This is a genomic window from Rhizobium rhizogenes NBRC 13257, assembly GCF_000696095.1.
Lineage (GTDB): Bacteria > Pseudomonadota > Alphaproteobacteria > Rhizobiales > Rhizobiaceae > Rhizobium > Rhizobium rhizogenes.
This window is the reverse complement of the sequence record NZ_BAYX01000023.1, coordinates 19,942-36,658: the sequence shown is the minus strand read 5'-3', so window position 1 is coordinate 36,658 and position 16,717 is coordinate 19,942. Positions and strand designations below refer to the sequence as shown.

16 protein-coding genes and 1 pseudogene are annotated in these 16,717 nt (G+C 56.4%); 9 read left to right on the top strand and 8 right to left on the bottom strand.

Annotation, left to right across the window (positions count from 1 at the left end; genetic code table 11):
- The first annotated feature begins 3 nt into the window (after positions 1-3).
- Positions 4-867: an efflux RND transporter periplasmic adaptor subunit gene (locus RRH01S_RS29940; RefSeq protein ID WP_042476624.1), complete on the top strand. Its 864-nt coding sequence runs from the start codon at positions 4-6 to the stop codon at positions 865-867.
- A 467-nt stretch (positions 868-1,334) separates the two neighbouring features.
- Here the strand turns inward: RRH01S_RS29940 and RRH01S_RS29935 are convergent, their stop codons facing one another.
- The 5 genes and pseudogenes from RRH01S_RS29935 to RRH01S_RS29920 form a co-directional block, all read right to left on the bottom strand.
- Complete coding sequence (locus tag RRH01S_RS29935) at positions 1,335-1,943, bottom strand: FMN-dependent NADH-azoreductase (protein ID WP_042476621.1); 609 nt, start codon at positions 1,941-1,943, stop codon at positions 1,335-1,337.
- 141 nt (positions 1,944-2,084) lie between these two features.
- Positions 2,085-2,993, bottom strand: coding sequence for a VOC family protein (locus tag RRH01S_RS29930; protein WP_234711784.1), 909 nt, complete (start codon positions 2,991-2,993; stop codon positions 2,085-2,087).
- Between the two features lie 29 nt (positions 2,994-3,022).
- Complete coding sequence (locus RRH01S_RS29925; protein WP_042476620.1) at positions 3,023-3,463, bottom strand: DoxX family protein; 441 nt, start codon at positions 3,461-3,463, stop codon at positions 3,023-3,025.
- Between the two features lie 143 nt (positions 3,464-3,606).
- Positions 3,607-3,750: pseudogene (locus RRH01S_RS34985) on the bottom strand (PRC-barrel domain containing protein); the annotation flags it as partial.
- A gap of 108 nt (positions 3,751-3,858) precedes the next feature.
- Entirely contained in the window at positions 3,859-4,407 is a 549-nt protein-coding gene (locus tag RRH01S_RS29920; RefSeq protein WP_080705505.1) for an Lrp/AsnC family transcriptional regulator, read from the bottom strand.
- Between the two features lie 91 nt (positions 4,408-4,498).
- Here RRH01S_RS29920 and RRH01S_RS29915 point away from each other — a divergent pair, with 91 nt between their 5' ends.
- Both RRH01S_RS29915 and RRH01S_RS29910 read left to right on the top strand, forming a co-directional pair.
- Positions 4,499-5,404, top strand: coding sequence for an EamA family transporter (locus RRH01S_RS29915; RefSeq protein ID WP_080705504.1), 906 nt, complete (start codon positions 4,499-4,501; stop codon positions 5,402-5,404).
- Positions 5,401-6,405 carry an aldo/keto reductase gene (locus RRH01S_RS29910; RefSeq protein ID WP_042476617.1) on the top strand — a complete coding sequence of 335 codons (1,005 nt, stop codon included), beginning with the start codon at positions 5,401-5,403 and terminating at the stop codon, positions 6,403-6,405. The genes RRH01S_RS29915 and RRH01S_RS29910 overlap by 4 nt, the downstream gene beginning before the upstream one ends.
- Positions 6,406-6,621: 216 nt before the next feature.
- Here RRH01S_RS29910 and RRH01S_RS29905 read toward each other — a convergent pair whose 3' ends face one another.
- From RRH01S_RS29905 to RRH01S_RS29895, 3 genes are all read right to left on the bottom strand, one after another.
- Positions 6,622-7,629 carry a substrate-binding domain-containing protein gene (locus RRH01S_RS29905; RefSeq protein WP_042476613.1) on the bottom strand — a complete coding sequence of 336 codons (1,008 nt, stop codon included), beginning with the start codon at positions 7,627-7,629 and terminating at the stop codon, positions 6,622-6,624.
- A 119-nt stretch (positions 7,630-7,748) separates the two neighbouring features.
- Complete coding sequence (locus RRH01S_RS29900) at positions 7,749-8,711, bottom strand: ABC transporter permease (RefSeq protein WP_042476611.1); 963 nt, start codon at positions 8,709-8,711, stop codon at positions 7,749-7,751.
- Positions 8,712-8,723: 12 nt separating this feature from the next.
- Positions 8,724-10,244, bottom strand: coding sequence for a sugar ABC transporter ATP-binding protein (locus RRH01S_RS29895; RefSeq protein ID WP_042476608.1), 1,521 nt, complete (start codon positions 10,242-10,244; stop codon positions 8,724-8,726).
- Positions 10,245-10,547: 303 nt separating this feature from the next.
- On the opposite strand from RRH01S_RS29895, the gene RRH01S_RS29890 reads away from it, so the two are divergent.
- The 6 genes from RRH01S_RS29890 to RRH01S_RS29865 all read left to right on the top strand — a co-directional run bounded on the left by RRH01S_RS29890 (position 10,548) and on the right by RRH01S_RS29865 (position 16,558).
- On the top strand, positions 10,548-11,435 hold the full coding sequence (locus RRH01S_RS29890) for a sugar phosphate isomerase/epimerase family protein (protein ID WP_042476607.1): 888 nt from the start codon (positions 10,548-10,550) through the stop codon (positions 11,433-11,435).
- 65 nt (positions 11,436-11,500) lie between these two features.
- Complete coding sequence (locus RRH01S_RS29885; protein ID WP_042476606.1) at positions 11,501-12,733, top strand: ROK family transcriptional regulator; 1,233 nt, start codon at positions 11,501-11,503, stop codon at positions 12,731-12,733.
- Between the two features lie 15 nt (positions 12,734-12,748).
- Positions 12,749-13,729: a tagatose kinase gene (locus RRH01S_RS29880; protein ID WP_042476603.1), complete on the top strand. Its 981-nt coding sequence runs from the start codon at positions 12,749-12,751 to the stop codon at positions 13,727-13,729.
- The gene (locus RRH01S_RS29875; protein ID WP_042476601.1) at positions 13,729-15,018 is read left to right on the top strand and encodes a D-tagatose-bisphosphate aldolase, class II, non-catalytic subunit; all 1,290 of its coding nucleotides are present in this window, start codon (positions 13,729-13,731) and stop codon (positions 15,016-15,018) included. Before RRH01S_RS29880 ends, RRH01S_RS29875 begins: the two co-directional genes overlap by 1 nt.
- 30 nt (positions 15,019-15,048) lie before the next feature.
- Positions 15,049-15,774 (top strand): SDR family oxidoreductase, encoded by a 726-nt coding sequence (locus RRH01S_RS29870; protein ID WP_042476598.1) that lies wholly within the window; start codon positions 15,049-15,051, stop codon positions 15,772-15,774.
- Positions 15,775-15,784: 10 nt separating this feature from the next.
- The gene (locus tag RRH01S_RS29865; RefSeq protein WP_042476595.1) at positions 15,785-16,558 is read left to right on the top strand and encodes an SDR family NAD(P)-dependent oxidoreductase; all 774 of its coding nucleotides are present in this window, start codon (positions 15,785-15,787) and stop codon (positions 16,556-16,558) included.
- Positions 16,559-16,717 lie beyond the last annotated feature (159 nt).

Genomic DNA, 16,717 nt, shown 5'->3' with positions numbered 1-16,717 from the left:
CGCATGACCGCTCTAAGCTCAAACCTGACCCGCTACTGCGTAACGGCAACGTTCGTGGCCCTCGCCGTTTTTCTAGGCTGGCATACATGGTCCTACTATATGACAGAGCCATGGACCCGGGATGGAAAAGTGCATGCTGACGTTGTCGACTTGGCTCCCGATGTCTCGGGTCTCGTCAGCTCGGTCGAAGTCAAGGACAACCAAGTGGTCAGCAAGGGCGATGTAATCTTCAAGATCGATACTGCGCGCTTCGAACTGGCTGTTCTGCAGGCACAGTCCGAGGTCGAAGGAGCTCAGGCGACATTAGATCAGGCTGAATACAACTTCGCCCTCTATGCAAAGCTGGGCGACGGGGCGGCGACACAACAGAAAATTCAGGAAAGCAGGTCAGAGGTGGCACAGGCTCAGGCGTTGTTAAAGCAGGCGCTAGTCAAGCGTGACACGGCGCGGCTCGATCTGGATCGCACAGCAGTCCGTGCGCCGGTTAATGGTAAGCTCAGCAATTTTTCGCTGAGGCCCGGCAACTACGTCAACGCGGGTTCAACCGTCACAGCGCTTGTGGATCAAGACTCCTATTACGTCACGGGCTACTTCGAGGAAGGTAAGGTGAAACGTATTGCCCTCGGTGATTCGGTTGAGGTTTTTCTCGTCGGATCATCTGAACCACTCCATGGTCATGTCTCAGGTATCGCAGGGGGAATTGAGGATCGTGAGCGTTCCGATACCAAAGGCGCGCTCGCCAATGTCAACCCAACCTTTACCTGGGTACGCCTCGCACAGCGGATCCCGGTTCGGATAGAACTTGGACCGCACCAAGAGGCGCTGGTGGCGGGCGAGACTGCAACTGTTGAGGTTCAATCTGATTAGTTTAGATCGGGCCGGAGATAGTTCTACCGATGAATTGAGCGGATTCATCCTGCGTGGCAGCTAGACTTGTGGCTTCCGCTCAATAAACGGACGGAAGGATTCGTTGACATTTGCTGGTCGTCGATCCACTTCATTGTCGGCGTAAGGGCGACGCCGTGAACCAGGATCGAAGCGACCACGATCAGCAGCACCGTCCCCCGTGCAAAGCTTGGAACACCGGAGCTCGTGACGCTGATCGCGGCGCCCTACGGGCATGGGCTGTCGTTCGAGACAACAGAGTAGACGGCTTGACAGTAGGTAATATGGGGCCGCCTTCTCGATCCAAGGGCCGTCATCGCAGTCATGCCGCGAGTGGAAGTTGGAGCGTTTATTAAAGCAAACCAGGGCAAGCACTCGCCAGCGACACCGGCTTAGTTCTGGAGATCGCATTGCCGAGCATCTTGCGCGAGAACAAGGCAGATCCTGTGTCAGGCGAGGACCGCGATCTGATCTTTCGCTTGGGCGATCGACGCTGCTTTGGCATCATCGCCCATCGCCAGCCCTTCAGCCCGCACAACGGTGACATCGGTGAGTCCAATAAACCCGAGCACGCCGCGGAGGTAGGACTCGTGATGCTCTAGAGAGGCGGCGGGGCTACCCTCACCATAGGCTCCGCCACGGGTGGACGCCAGAAAAACCTTCTTGCCGGACGGAAGCAGGCTTTCGGGACCGTTAGCGCCATACTGGAAGGTCTTGCCGGAAACGACGACGCGGTCAATCCAGGATTTGAGCTGGGTCGAAATCGTAAAGTTGTACATTGGCGCGCCGATGACGATGATGTCGGCGGCAAACAGTTCCTCAATATAAGCACCGCCCGTGCCAAGATCGGCTCCAAGTGCAGGATCGTCCACAGGCGCCCCTTGAAAGACGGCTATATGAGCGCTCGACAGATGCAGTGGCGGTTGCGCATCGAGATCGCGATAGGTGACCTTGGCGTCGGGATTCAATGCGACAAGACGATCGAGGATCGCAGCGGACAAGTCGCGACTGGCCGAGAAAGCGCCCAATATGCTGGAATCGAGGTGAAGAATGTTCATCGGTTTTATCCTTTGGTGAGATTGAAAGAGGGACAGAAGTCTGCGGCCGTACGTTTTGAGGAAGATCCACATGGGTCAGGCCGGCCAAACGTCCGAACGAACGGCAGAAGGGGCGAAATCATCACCAGGAAGCCCACTCGTTCATTGCGCTCCCCGTGCCGCAGGCAAAAAAGTCAGGCGCAACTGGATGTTCCACGGATCGACAATGACCAGGCGCCCCTCCTCGTCCCGCGGCGGCTTGCCGGCAACCGTCAGCCGTGAGGTGATTGCTGCCAGAGTCTCTGAATCGCGCAGGAGTAGTTGCACCTCTCCGAGTCCCGTCGTACCCGCAGGGCGCGCGCCGGCGCCGGCGCTCTGCCAGGTGTTGCCAGCAATCTGGTGATGATAGCCACCGGTACTGTAGAAACTGACCGTCGGTGCCGCGGCGTTGATCTTGAAGCCAAGCAGCGTGCCGTAGAACGAATCCGCAGAGTCGACATCGCCGACTTGCAGGTGAACATGGCCAACAGTGCTACCCGCCGGCATCCCAATCCAGCAAAGCGTCGTCGATCGTGAGAGCTCGCCCAGATCTAGAGGACCGGTGCCCATCTGGATGACCTCCTGGATCCGTGTCCATGCCGAGCTCGGCCGGTCGGCATAAACCTCAATGCCGTTCCCTTCGGGGTCTTTAAGATAGACTGCCTCGCTGACAAAATGATCGGACGCACCGGTAAAGCGCGTTCCCAGACTGGTCGCGTGTTGGACCCAAGCGCCGAGATCGTTGCGGGAGGGGAGCAAGAAAGCGATATGGTAAAGCCCGACGCTACGCGGCGAATTGGGCAATGCGTCCGGGTCGTGAAGTAGGGAGATGAGGACACAACCGTCGGCACCTAGGTGAAGCGTGGCTCCCTCCTGACTGATTGGCTGAAGACCCAAGACGTCCCGATAAAAGCGTGTCGCGCGATCCAAATCGCGAACCACGAGGGTGACGCCGCCTATCCTGATTGGCGCACATGCCGCGATATCATCGCGTATCGGCTCGGACATTTTCGAGTTTTCGGTCGAAATCATGGAAAGCTCCAAAGATACGAGGATGGCGCTCAACTGCACGGCGCAATCGGGGCTTTCTTTGAACGCCCCCAGAAGATGAAGATCGCAAGGCCAAGCAGCAAAGCATTCAAAGGGAGAATCTCAAATTCACCGCGGAAGCTGTGAAAACCTGCTGCTAGAGCCTGAAGCACGACGCAGCACAGAGCCGCCAGGACAGTCAGTTGCGGCAAAATACATGTCAGCGACGGCAGGATCAGACCGAGACCGCCTGCGAGATCGATGAGGCCGATCAACCGCACGAAGGTGGGCGACAGTTCGCCCGTCCAGGGCATCATGGCCGAAAGCTCCGGAATTGGCGTGGTGAGCTTCATTATCCCGGACATGCAGAACAGCGCGGCCGCGACAACTTGGGCCAGCCAGATGCCGATGCGCAGCGGCTTGCCCGCCGAAAGCGTCGGTTGAGAAAGATCTGGTGCGCGGAAGTTCGACATCGAAGTCTCCAGAGGCTTAAACGATGCGAATTAGATGACAGACAATTACCAGATAAAAAATTGGCATTGTTTCGATAGAGACCATCATGTAATTCGATGAAGATGGACGCCTTCACGTTGGATCAGTTTCGAATCTTCATCGCCGCTCTCATACCAAGGAAGCCGCCAACGTCGATGATCGCGGTGCCGCTTGCGCCGGAGCCGTGAATGTGATCCAGTTTGCCGACCTTGTGGTCGTCGGCGCCATAAATGGTCGCGCCTTCAAGTACGGCAGGCGTCAGTTCGATCGTGGATAGGCGAACGGTGCAGTCATGATAGGTCTCATGATGCCAATTTCCGCCCTATGTACCATTGGGGCAATTGGATGCACCCCAATACGGTCAAGCCCTTCGAGGCTATTTCGTCGGATGTTGCCGGTGGGCGCTATTGTGCTTAAGTCCGTCGGATATTCGAAGTCGATCTGGATCGGGTAGCCAATCGCCTTGCAGCGGAAGTTGGCGCAACGGGACAGGCGACGATTGGGCGATCGATGTCGTCGTCTGCCCATGCACGAGGAAGCGATCGAGCAATCCGTCGAGGTCATCAAGGCTGGGCAGATGGGCCTTGAGAATGAAGCAATCGTCGCCGGTTATCCGATGGCACTCAACGACGTTGGGGATTTCGCGGGCAAGCTTGGCGATCTGCTGCACTTTTCCCGGCATCGGCTTCACGCGAACGAACACGGTGATTTCGTACCCGAGCGCGCGCGGATCGAGCTCGGTCTGGTATCCGCGGATGATGCTGGCCTCCTCAAGGCGTTGCACTCGCTCGCGGACAGCGGGCGCGGACATGCCGACCCGCCGTGAGAGCTCCGACGTGGACAGACGTGGCTGTTCGACCAGCGCTTGGAGAATTTCCAGATTGACCGGATCGCGCAGCAGTTTTGATGCCTTCGGTAGAAACATTCGCACACATCCCGTCATTTCGAAGGAATTGTCAACGAATTGCTTTCGTCTTGACCTTCACGGTGTTGTCGTGAAAGTCGATAAGGTTACAATGTCGCCGAACCGCCTCCTGTCTCACAAACCGAACGGTCATGCCGGCGTTGTCGACGTCGCCGCGAGGCTGCCACCGCATCTTTTCTTCATCGTCAGCGCCGTCTTTCACTATCTCGGGCCGGCCTTCGCGGTCCTGCTCTTTGCGTCCGTGCCGCCGCTCGGCATCGCCTGGCTGCGGATCCTGACTGCGGCCACGATCTTCGGCGCGTGGCGGCGACCCTGGAAGGTGTTCGCCCGACTCGATTCATCCACGCGCTGGACCGTCGTCGCGCTAGGGATCGTGCTGGGTGCGATGAACGCGAGCTTCTATCTGGCCATTTCGCGACTGCCGCTCGCGACGGTCGGTGCGATCGAATTTCTGGGGCCGATCGGGCTCGCCGCCATCGCGGTACGCGGCCCACGCAACATCGCTGCCCTGTTGCTCGCGATTGGCGGCGTTGTCCTCCTGACGGAAATCCGGTTCTCGGGAGCGCAACTCGGCTATCTGTTCGCCTTCACCAATTGCGGCCTGTTCGTGCTCTATATCATGCTCGGCCATCGCCTGGCGGAAGAGGGCGGCGGTGAAGGGATTGACCGACTTAGCGCGGCGATGCTGGTCGCAGTGGTCGTGGCCGCCCCGATAGGCTTTGCCGACGCCGTCCCGGCGTTCGGAAATCCGACCCTGCTGCTGGCTGCGATCGGCGTCGGCATATCGTCATCGGTCATTCCCTATGTCACCGACCAACTCGCAATGGCGCGGCTGTCGCGCGGGACATTCGCGCTGATGTTGTCGCTGCTGCCAGCCACCGCGACGGCGATCGGCTTTATGGTGCTGCGCCAGACGCCCGCGATTACCGAACTCGTCGGCATCGCTCTCGTCATCGCCGGCGTGGCGGTTCATCGACCGAAGAAGGAAGCACCATGAAATATGCGAATCTGGGCGGCTCAGGCCTCAAGATTTCCCGGATCGGGTTGGGCTGCATGAGTTTCGGTGTCGAGCCCAGGGCTTGGCGGCTCGACGCTGCTGCAAGCCGTCCCGTCATCCAGCATGCGCTCGAGAAGGGTATAACCTTCTTCGACACCGCCGATATGTATGGCGCCGGAGAGAGCGAGATCGTGCTGGGCCGCACTCTTGCCAATGTCGCCCGACGCGACGAGGTGGTGATCGCGACCAAGCTTTTCTATCCGGTGCGCCCAGGCCCGAACGGGCACGGCCTGTCACGCAAAGCGGTGTTCACCGCGATCGACGCCAGCCTGACGCGGCTCGGAACCGACTATGTCGATCTATACCAGATCCATCGTTGGGACGAGGAAACCCCGATCGAGGAAACAATGGACGCGCTGAACGACGTCGTTCGCGCCGGAAAGGTCCGCTACCTCGGCGCCTCTTCAATGTTCGCCTGGCAGTTGCTCAAGGCCCAGAGCGTTGCGGCGGCCAACGGCTTTAGCCGTTTCATTTCCGTACAGCCGCACTACAATCTTCTCAACCGCGAGGAAGAGCGTGAGATGCTGCCGATGTGCCGATCCGAGGGCATCGGTGTCATTCCGTGGAGCCCTTTGGCGCGTGGGCGACTCGCACGGCCCTGGGCGGCGGAATCAACCTCGGACCGCACGCGCCATGATCGCACCGCAGAACTGCTCTATGCCCAGACCGCAGCAGCGGACCGGCGCGTCGTCGAAGCGGTGGGTGAGATCGCTCAAAAGCGCGACGTTTCGCGAGCGCAGGTTTCGCTCGCATGGCTGCTGGCGCAGCCAGGCGTGACGGCGCCGATCGTCGGCGCAGGCAAGCTCACTCATCTTGACGATGCCCTGGGCGCGCTCGACCTGCAGCTTGACGATGAGGAGATGTCAGCACTCGAAGCCCCCTATGTTCCGCACGCCGCCAGCTTCTATCAAGAAGTCCCCGGTCCCAATCAGGATCGATGAGACAGCTGTGGCGATCAGGGCCCGTCAGCGCGACGTGGTTTACTGCCTCGTCGATCAAGATTAAAGCTCGCGCGAGCAACGCCCGCCAGACCATCATAAGTCCCGCGCACGGTTATCCGCTGTCTTGACGACCGCGCTCGTCAATGCTGCTTCCAGCTGGCGACAAAACCGTTAGAGGTGCCAATGCGGCAAGCACAAGGCACCTCGCTGATGATCTTACTTCGCGTTCAAAAACTTGTCCGCATTTTCTGCTGTGACGTAGGTCCACGGGACCGGATAAAGCTTAGTAGTGCCGTCGCCCCACGGCATCTGCGGGTATTCCGCCCAGCAATCCGATAGAGGCTTGTAGGAGTCGCCGATTACCTTCCGGAGAGCGACATCCACCGCGCCTTGTGCTTGAGTGTGTGCGTCCTGGCGGATCGAAAGGATCATTTCGCCGTTTTTCACAGCCCTGATCGCGTCCGTCACGCCATCGATGCCGACAACGGGAATGGTTTTGGGATCAATACCCGCCGCTTTCATCGCCGCAATCGCGCCCAATCCCATCTCGTCATTCTGAGCCAGAACGCCCTGGATTTGACCCTTGTGTGAGGTGAGCCAGTTTTGCATCAAAACCATGGCTTCGGAACGAGACCAATTGGCGGTCTTGCGTTCCAATACCTTGATATCGCTGTTCGCATCGAGGGCCTTCTTGTTGCCCTGCGTGCGGAACTCCTGCCCAAGGTTGCCTTCTGGGCCAATGAGAACCACGATATTGCCCTTGCCACCCATTGCTTTGAAGAGAACCTCAGCTTCATACTGTCCGGCGGCAACGTCGTCAGACCCGACGAACGAGACAAGTTCATCGCTCTTGGCAGGACCGTTGGAACCGACCGTCGGTAAGCCGCGCGTCAATGCCTTGTGGATAACGCCCTTCGCGGCATAGCTGTCGATGGGGATGTAGATGGCGACATCATACTTCTGGGTCACCATCAGATCGAACTGCGATGCCTGCGTTGCTTGATCATAATTGCCGTCGAACACTGTCAACTCAGCAATTCCATTCGAGAAAGCGGGGTGTTTTTTGATCTCACTAGCCCAAATCTGAGCGTATTCATTTTTAAGACCATAGACAGCTGCACCGACCTTAACCGGCTTCGAACCGGCAGCTAACGCTGCTTTGCCGGCAAGAGGCAGAAGTCCCGCGGCCGCCATCAGAGTGAGTGTATTTCGCCGAGTGATCATTATTTCCTCCATCTATGTGCAATGACACGGGTGCACATGTCCCGAACTTGGGGCTGAGAGGACGATGCCTCCCGGCCGTATCTTCAAAGCAGAACAGAAATTGTTGTCGCGCGCGGCGGCTATCGCGCTCGGGCCCGAACAGTGTCGAGGAAGACGGCGAAGACTATGACTGCGCCCTTGATGATCTGCTTGTTGCCAGAGTCCACGGAAAGCAAGTCAAGTCCGTTGTTTATGACGCCAATCAAGAGTGCGCCGAGGATCGTGCCGACGACGCCACCCCGCCCGCCTGCAAGACTCGTTCCGCCGATGACTACTGCGGCAATGGCATCGAGCTCATATCCCAGGCCAGCCTGTAGGGAAGCGGAGGTCGCGCGGGATGTGAAGATGACGCCGGACAGGGCCGCACATACGCCGCTGATCAAGTAAACCGAGAACTTGATAAATCCAATATTGACACCAGCAGTTCGCGCTCCCCGCTCGTTGCCACCTACAGCGTACACGTAGCGCCCAAACCGAGTGTATTTCAGAACCAGAAATGATAGCGCGGAGACAAGCGCGAAAATGTAAACTGAGATTTGGATACCCCAGAGCTGGCCGTTTCCGATGATCATGAAGTCATCAGTAAGGTCGGATATCTGTGAACCGTGATTGTATATCTGGGTCAATCCGCGGGCGGCACTGAGCATGCCCAGCGTTACGATAAACGGAGGGATACTTCTCGACGCTGCGATTATCGCCCCATTCGCCGCGCCCGTGGCAGCCCCGACCGCGATGCCGATCAACACTGCGGCCGTCACTCCGAGATTAAGCCCCGAAGCTGTCACAACGCTTGCAGAAACGATGCCTGCCAACGCCAAAACCGATCCAACGGAAAGATCGATACCTGCAGCCAGAATTACAAAAGTCAAACCGACTGCCATTATGCCGTTGATGGACACCTGCGCGAGGATGTTTCCGATGTTATCCCAACTTGCGAAATACGGGCTGGCGAAAGACAAAAATATACAGAGCGCGATAAACCCGGCTGCGATCCCAAATCGGGAAGCCAGGTCGATAAAGTGCGCGTGGTTGATCTTGGACATGATTATCGTCCCTCAGGATGCAAGGTGGAGAAGTTGTTCGTGAGTGGCTTCAGAGGCTGAGACTTCGCCAACAATCTTGCCGCGACGAAAAACGAGGATGCGGTCAGCAACTTGGAGGATTTCGTCCAACTCTGACGAAACGACTAAAGCGGTTTTGCCCTGAGCAACGAAGTTTCTCAAAAAGGCATAAATCGCCTGCTTGGCCCCTTCATCGATCCCTCGCGTCGGTTCATCGCAAAGCAAGATGCGCGGGTCGGTTACGAGGCACCGGGAGAGTACGACTTTTTGCTGATTGCCACCGGAGAGGTTTTGGACGTCGTCTTCCGCCGATCCCATACGAAGGGAAAAAGCTTGGGCCATCTCGGCCACGACTTTCTTTTCTCGGCGACGTTTTACGAAGCCGAATATCGAATATTCGGGTAACGCGGAAAGAGATATGTTCTCCCTGATGGGCCTGCAGAGAATTAGACCGGTTTCTTTCCGATCCTCTGTCGCCAACGCTATCCGTTTGGTGATCGCCTCGCGCGGGGAGGTAATCGCCACCCGCTTTCCATCGATCTGAAGCTCGCCATCATCATGCTTCGTAATGCCGAACAAGGAGTCCAGAAACGCGCTACGACCCGCTCCCATGAGACCAAAGATACCGAGAATCTCTCGCTCCTTGAGCTGAAAGCTGATGTTCTGAAACTGGTCCCCCTTGGTGTAGTCCTTTACCTCGAGGATGGTCGAACCCGGCTCCCTATGATCGGCAGAGAGCGGTTTCACGACGCGCCCAACTATGAGGCGCACCAGCTCTTCCCGATCTATGTCGGCCAGCTTTCCCGTTTGAACGAACGCGCCATCCCGAAAAACGGTGTAGTCCTCAGCAATTCGGAACAGCTCGCTCAACCTATGTGAGACATAGATGATGCCAACACCTTGCTGTGTCAGCGACCGAATTGCCTCAAAAAGGATGTCGGTCTCGGCTTCTCCAATTGCGGAGGTCGGCTCGTCCATGATGAGGACTTTGCTGTTTTGGCTAATTGCCTTGGCAATCTCAACCAGCTGAATTTTTGCGATCGATAGGTCGCCTACGCGAGTCTTGGCGTTGATCGGGAACTTCAGGCGATCTAGGAGCTCCTGCGCGGTTTTGAAGAGAGCGGGATAGTCAACGATGCCGAACCTGGTGGGCTCCCGACCAAGATAAATGTTCTCAGCAACAGTTGCTTCGACAACCGGGCTTAATTCCTGCGTAATGATTGCTATTCCAGCGTCCAGCGCGTCGCGCGGAGACGTGAAGTGAACGGGAACGCCGTTAAATTCTACCTCACCTTCGTCGGGTCTTGTCAGGCCCATGAGGATACTCAAAAAGGTCGACTTCCCAGCACCGTTTCCTCCACACAGGGCGTGTACCGACCCTGGACGAAGGTCAAGCCGGCCATCGGTAAGGGCAGCAATAAGACCGTAGGTTTTCTTAACCCTTCTCGCGGACAGCAAGTTCTGGGTATCGCCTCGTTCACCGCGATACGAATTGGAATCGATAACGATCGACAAATGACTTCCTCCTCCGAAATCTCAGTCCTGGCTTTGGCGACTTAATAGCCCGCAAAGCGCCACAACGCAATAATTTGTTGTTCAACTGTGCAAATATAGATTGTGCAACGCACAAGGCAGTGGCGCCCAATCGTCCGCAGGTCCGAATTTTCAAGCAAAATCTATCTCATAGGCTACTCGCGTGTGCAAAATAGCGAAAACTCCGCTGAAAAATAACGCATTTTCCTAAAAATATTTAGTTGCGTTACCATACTAAGATATCTTAGAAGTGACGAAATCGGTTAGACATCGGAGGTAAAAGCTATGAAACGCTTAGGAATGCACTCGTTTGTATGGACAAGCGGCGAAACTCAAGAAGGTCTCGAGATGGCACTCAGGAAGACGGCCGAACACGGGTATCGGGCCATCGAGTTCGCTTATCTGCGACCCGAGAAGTTCAATCTCGATCAGCTCGCCAAATTGGCGCAGTCTCTGGATGTTGAAATCGGCGTCACGATGGGCCTGAACTTCAGCACAGACGTTTCGAGCGAGAAGGCGGAAGAGGTTTCTGCCGGCAAGGCCGTATTGGCGGACGCGGTCCGGGCAGTGCGTGATATCGGCGGAAATAAGCTGGGCGGAATCCTTTACTCGGCGCACACCAAATACAATCGCCAACCAACAAAGCGTGGCTGGGACAACAGCGTGGCAGCAATCGCTGCAACTGCGGAGGTCGCTAAAGATTCCGGCGTTGATCTCGTGTTGGAACTTGTAAACCGTTTCGAGACCAACCTGCTGAACACGACCGCCCAGGGACTTCGGTTCATCGAAGAAACTGGGTCTGATCACGTACGCCTGCACTTGGATACCTTTCACATGAATATGGAAGAGGCCAATCCGGCTGCAGCGATCCGTCTTGCGGGCGATAAGATCGGCTATTTTCATATCGGGGAAAGCAATCGCGGTTATCTCGGCGACGGCACGATAAACTTTGATTTGATTTTCGATGCTTTGCTCGACGTCGATTACCAGCGCGACATCGTATTCGAAAGTTTCTCGACAGCTGTGGTCGATGAAGGGCTGTCGCTTGCCTGCGCGATTTGGCGTGACACTTGGGCGGACAGCGATCCGTTGGCAGCGCACGCAAAACGTTTCATCGAGCTGAAAATGGATGAAGCGAAGCGCCGCCGCGCCACGAACGCCCGGTCCTCATAATCCTTTAGACGATCTGTCCTGAGAGTATAAAATCGGGACAGATCAACATCTCATGGACCGAAAAAGTGAACGACATCATCTCACCAGGAAGCTCGCCTCGCCGTATCAGGCAAAACAATGTCGCCGCGGCGCTTCGAAGCCTATACACGTTCGGAAAGATGAGCAGAGCTGATCTTGCCAGAAGCCTTGGATTGAATCGGTCTTCTTCTGGACAGATCGTCGGTGAATTGACCGAAAGCGGCTTCGTTCATGAGGTAGAGGAATCAACTGAACGGCGTCGCGAACAATCGAGGGCGGGACGCCCCGGAATCCTCCTCGAACTAGTTCCTGATGCGGCATTTTTCATCGGGATCGAGATAGGCGTCGAACACATCACCACTGTTATGATCGACCTATCTGGAAAAGTTCAATCTTTCCGGACTCAGGCCTTTGATGCTCAGGTCAAAAGCGTTGAGGAAGCCGTAAGTCATGCCGTTGGCCTCAGTCTGGAAGGTATGGATAACTCCGTGCTGAAGCGTTGTCGCGGGGTCGGCCTCTCTGCGCCTGCCCACGTTGACGCACGTGGTTTCGTTAGCCTAGCCCCGATTATCGGATGGCGTAACGTGCCGTTGGCGCAAATTGCCAAAGCGGCGCTTCCATTCGACGCGCCGATCATCATCGAGAACGACGCGAACGCTTTCGCAATTGGTGACAGCTACAAACATGGCTCGTCCGGAGTTACCTTGTTTCTGCTGATGGAGACCGGCGTTGGCGGTGGAGTTCTGATCGATGGGAAGCTGTTTCGCGGGGCCCACGGACTGGCAGGCGAGATTGGTCACACCTTGGTTCCTGGCAGCGGCGGGCGAAAATTCGAACAGCTGATAGGACGAGAAGCGCTTGTGTCGCATTACCGAGCGGCGACAGAGCGTAAAGACGCCGATCTCGAAGATTTCCTGAGCGACGTAAGAGATCGAGTGCCTTCCGCTGTCACGATCGCAGAAGACTGGTCGCGCCATCTAGCCTACGCGCTCGTGCAGGCGTGCCGCTTGCTCGACCCAGAGAGGATTGTCCTGGGGGGGTCTGTCGCAGCACTCTATCCAATGGTCTCCGCGCGGGTCGCGGTTTATATGGCCGAAGGGCAAGAGATTGCGTTCCCAGCTCCGAAGATTGTGGTTGATGAAGAAGCTGAGTTTGGCTCCGCATTCGGCGCAGCCTGCCTCCTTCATCAAAAGTTCATGTCGCCTGGAAGCGAGGCTTTCAGCAGTGAGGATTTAACCCAGATAGGAACAGCCGACGGCGAAGACCCTCCCTCGGCATGACGGAAGTTGAACGGAATGGAAACCAATCCCCTCGCACCCGATAACCATGGGCCGACCGTCTGCATCGGTGAAATTTTGGTCGAGATAGTCGCAACAGATGTTGGAACCGGATTTTTGGACGCCCAGCCTCTAGTTGGTCCCTATCCCAGCGGAGCACCGGCGATCTTCATCGACCAGTGTGGGCGAATTGGCGGCAGCGCGGCGATGATCGGCGCGGTAGGAAACGATGATTTCGGCCGTGTAAATGTTGACCGCCTTCTGCGGGATGGCGTTGATATATCGGCGATATCCATAGACCCCGAATACCCAACCGGCAGTGCCTTTGTGCGCTATCGCCCAGATGGCTCACGAGACTTCGTTTTCAACATAGCAAAGTCAGCGGCAGCCCGGATCAGTTGGACCGATGCCGTCAAAAAATTGATAGAGCGCAGCGGCCATTTGCACATCATGGGTTCGGCACTTTCGATGCCAAGTGCTGTTGAAGTAATTGATCGGGCAGTTGGCATCATCAAATCGCGCGGTGGGACCGTCTCGGTCGATCCAAATATCCGGAAAGAATTGAAGCTCGACGGGGCGACCGAACGCCGGTTCGCGAACCTCATTTCGATGGCAGACTTACTCCTGCCTTCCGGCGAAGAGTTGGAACGTGCAGCTGGCGTTGAGGGCGAAGAGGCCGCAATTCGGCGACTTTTCGAACTTGGCGTGAAGGAGATCGTCCTGAAACGTGGCGCTGACGGAGCATCCTACTTCAGCCATGAGCGTGAACGGATCGATGTCCCAGCGTTCGACGTCCAAGAAGTTGATCCGACTGGAGCTGGTGACTGCTTCGGCGGTGCCTACCTTGCGTGCCGACGCCTTGGAATGCCTCCAGAGCAAGCTTTGACATATGGCGCGGCGGCAGGCGCACGAAATGTGACTATGCGCGGTCCGATGGAAGGTGCCGGTTCGCGCGAGGAACTCGAGTTATTCATCTCTTCGATCGGGAGGCGTGGCTGATGCAGATCAATTTGGGCGAGATGGGCTCGCTGAGGCGCAATGGAACGCCGATGGGTATTACATCCGTGTGTTCTGCGCACCCGGTGGTCCTCCGGGCGGCACTTAGATACGGGAGGGCGACATCAACCACAGTTCTCATCGAAGCCACTTGCAATCAGGTCAATCACCAAGGTGGCTATACCGGGATGAAGCCCGCGGACTTCGCCGCGATGGTTTACCGACTGGCAGACGAAGAGAAATGTTCTCATGAGCAAGTGGCTTTGGGCGGAGATCATCTCGGCCCTAATCCTTGGCGTCATATGTCGCCGGAAGCAGCGATGGAGGAAGCCGAGACCATGGTCGCGGCCTACGTTGAAGCGGGGTTCCGAAAAATACATCTTGATGCATCGATGGGTTGCTTGAATGAGCCAGCCGCGCTCGACGACACCACAACGGCTCACCGTGCCGCACGTCTCGCGGCTGCTGCCGAAGCGGCCGTGCGAAAGGTGGGTGGACAACTGCCGGTATATGTTATCGGTACAGAAGTTCCGCCTCCCGGGGGAGCGGACCATGTCTTGACGACTATAGAGCCTACCGGTGCTGATGCAGCCCGACAAACCATCGATATTCACCGTAAGGTCTTTGCAGAAGCTGGACTGTCCGATGCTTTTTCGCGGGCAATCGGCTTAGTGGTTCAACCCGGTGTGGAGTTTGGCAACAGCAACATAATATTCTACGACCCGAGCAAAGTCGGATCACTTTCTCAGATTTTGATCAGTGAACCGCAGTTTGTATTCGAGGCTCATTCCACCGATTATCAGGGCACTGCGGCGCTCAGCCAATTGGTCAATGACGGCTTCCCAATTCTCAAGGTCGGACCGGAGCTAACGTTTGTACTTCGCGAAGCGCTTTACGCTCTAGACGCGATCGCGTCAGATTTCTCAGTGACCTACGGCGACAGACCCCTGTTTGCCGCCATGGAAGCTCTTATGTCGGATCAACCGGCGAATTGGAACCGGCACTATCACGGCAATGATGACGAACTACGTGTGCTTCGGCATTATTCCCTGTCCGATCGCATTCGGTATTACTGGTCCACGCCCGAGGCACAGACTGCGGTGGAGCGGCTTTTTGCCGTGCTCAGAGGACAGCGTCTGCCGCTTCCCCTGTTTTGGCAGCATCTGCCTTCTGCCGGACAGTTCGCTGACACACCCCTCGACCCGGAAGCCGTTCTGATTTGGCGGGTCACCCGAACCCTATCGGCCTACCAGAATGCCTGCGGATTGCAGCAATGGTCACCAACTGTTTAGCTTCAAACGAATACCCAAGAGGAGGAAGACATGAACGAACTTCAAGGTAAAGTAGCTGCTGTCACGGGCGCGGCATCGGGCATTGGTCTGGCTTCAGCGGAGGCTATGGTCGCTGCGGGTGCCACGGTAGTTTTCGTTGATCGCGATGTGAACGCGTTGCAGGCGGTTTGTGAGCGTATCGGAGATCGTGCCCTTCCCTTGGTAATAGACCTTTTGAACCCGGAACATTGTGCGACGCTGTTGGACGGGGTGCTGACCAAAGCAGGCCAATTGGACATTCTCCACGCCAACGCAGGAACATACATTGGCGGCGATCTTGCGGAGGCAAACCTCGATGCGATTGACCGGATGCTGAGCCTCAACATCAACGTGGTGATGAAAAACGTCCGGTCCGTTATCCCCCACATGATCGAACGCGGCACCGGCGATATCATAATCACCAGTTCCGTTGCTGGCCACACCGCTGTGCCGTGGGAACCCGTCTATTCCGCGTCAAAGTGGGCGATGACCTCGTTCGTTCAAACGATGCGTCGCCAGTTGTTGAAGAATGGCATCCGGGTAGGCTCGGTATCCCCTGGACCAGTCATCAGTGCATTGCTCGCTGACTGGCCGGAAGAAAATCTACGCAAAGCGAAAGAGTCCGGCGGACTGATCGAACCTAAAGATGTCGCAGAAGCGGTTATTTTCATGCTCACCCGCCCCCGCACAGTGACGATCCGGGACGTAGTCATTCTGCCCAGCGCATTCGACATCTGAGGATCGGTAGATGACATATCAGGAGCGATTTCGTCTTGATGGCGAGCAGGCAGTGGTTACAGGCGGCGGTCGAGCAATCGGACTGTGTTGTGTAGAAGCATTGGCTGAGGCTGGTGCAAAGGTCGCCATAATCGAACGCAACGAAAGCGACGCTGCCGAAGCGCTCGCACTGCGCCAGAAAGGATACGACATTGACCTTTTCATCGGAGATGTCGCGAACTCAAGCCGCATTGATGAGATTACCAATCAACTGGCCGCGGAGGGGCGGCCAGCCACGATCCTCGTCAACAACGCGGGAATCGGGCAAAGTGGAGTAGCTTCCGAATGTGTCACCGACGCAGACTGGTTGAGAATGATGGATGTCAACGTTAATGGCGTCTTTTGGTGCTCTCGTTCATTCGGTCGACACATGATAGAGATGGGTCGAGGCACTATCGTCAACCTCGGCTCAATGTCCGGAAGTATCTGTAATCGACCTCAACCTCAAACCCCGTACAATGTGTCCAAGGCAGCTGTCCATCATATGACCAGGTCAATGGCGGCAGAATGGGCATCTCACGGGATCAGGGTGAACTCCGTTGCTCCAACTTATATAGAGACGCCGATGGTTGTTGCCGTGGAGGCAAACCGCGATCGTATTCCGGTATGGCTCGCAGATACGCCAATGGGTCGAATGGGGACCCCGGAAGAGGTCGCGAGCGTCGTGCTCTTTCTGGCTTCACGCGCATCAAGTCTTATGACGGGTGCGATAGTAAACGCGGACGGCGGCTTCACGTGCTGGTAAGGCGCTAGCTCAAAAAGCGACACTGTCTGTTCGAAATCGCTGCAACGAGTTGTTTGCAGGACGCATTCGGCTGCGTCGTCGCATTAAATTAAGTATATGTTTTTTAATAATATTTTTCTCGGATTCATGTTACTCGCATTGCAATTTTCAATTTGTTTT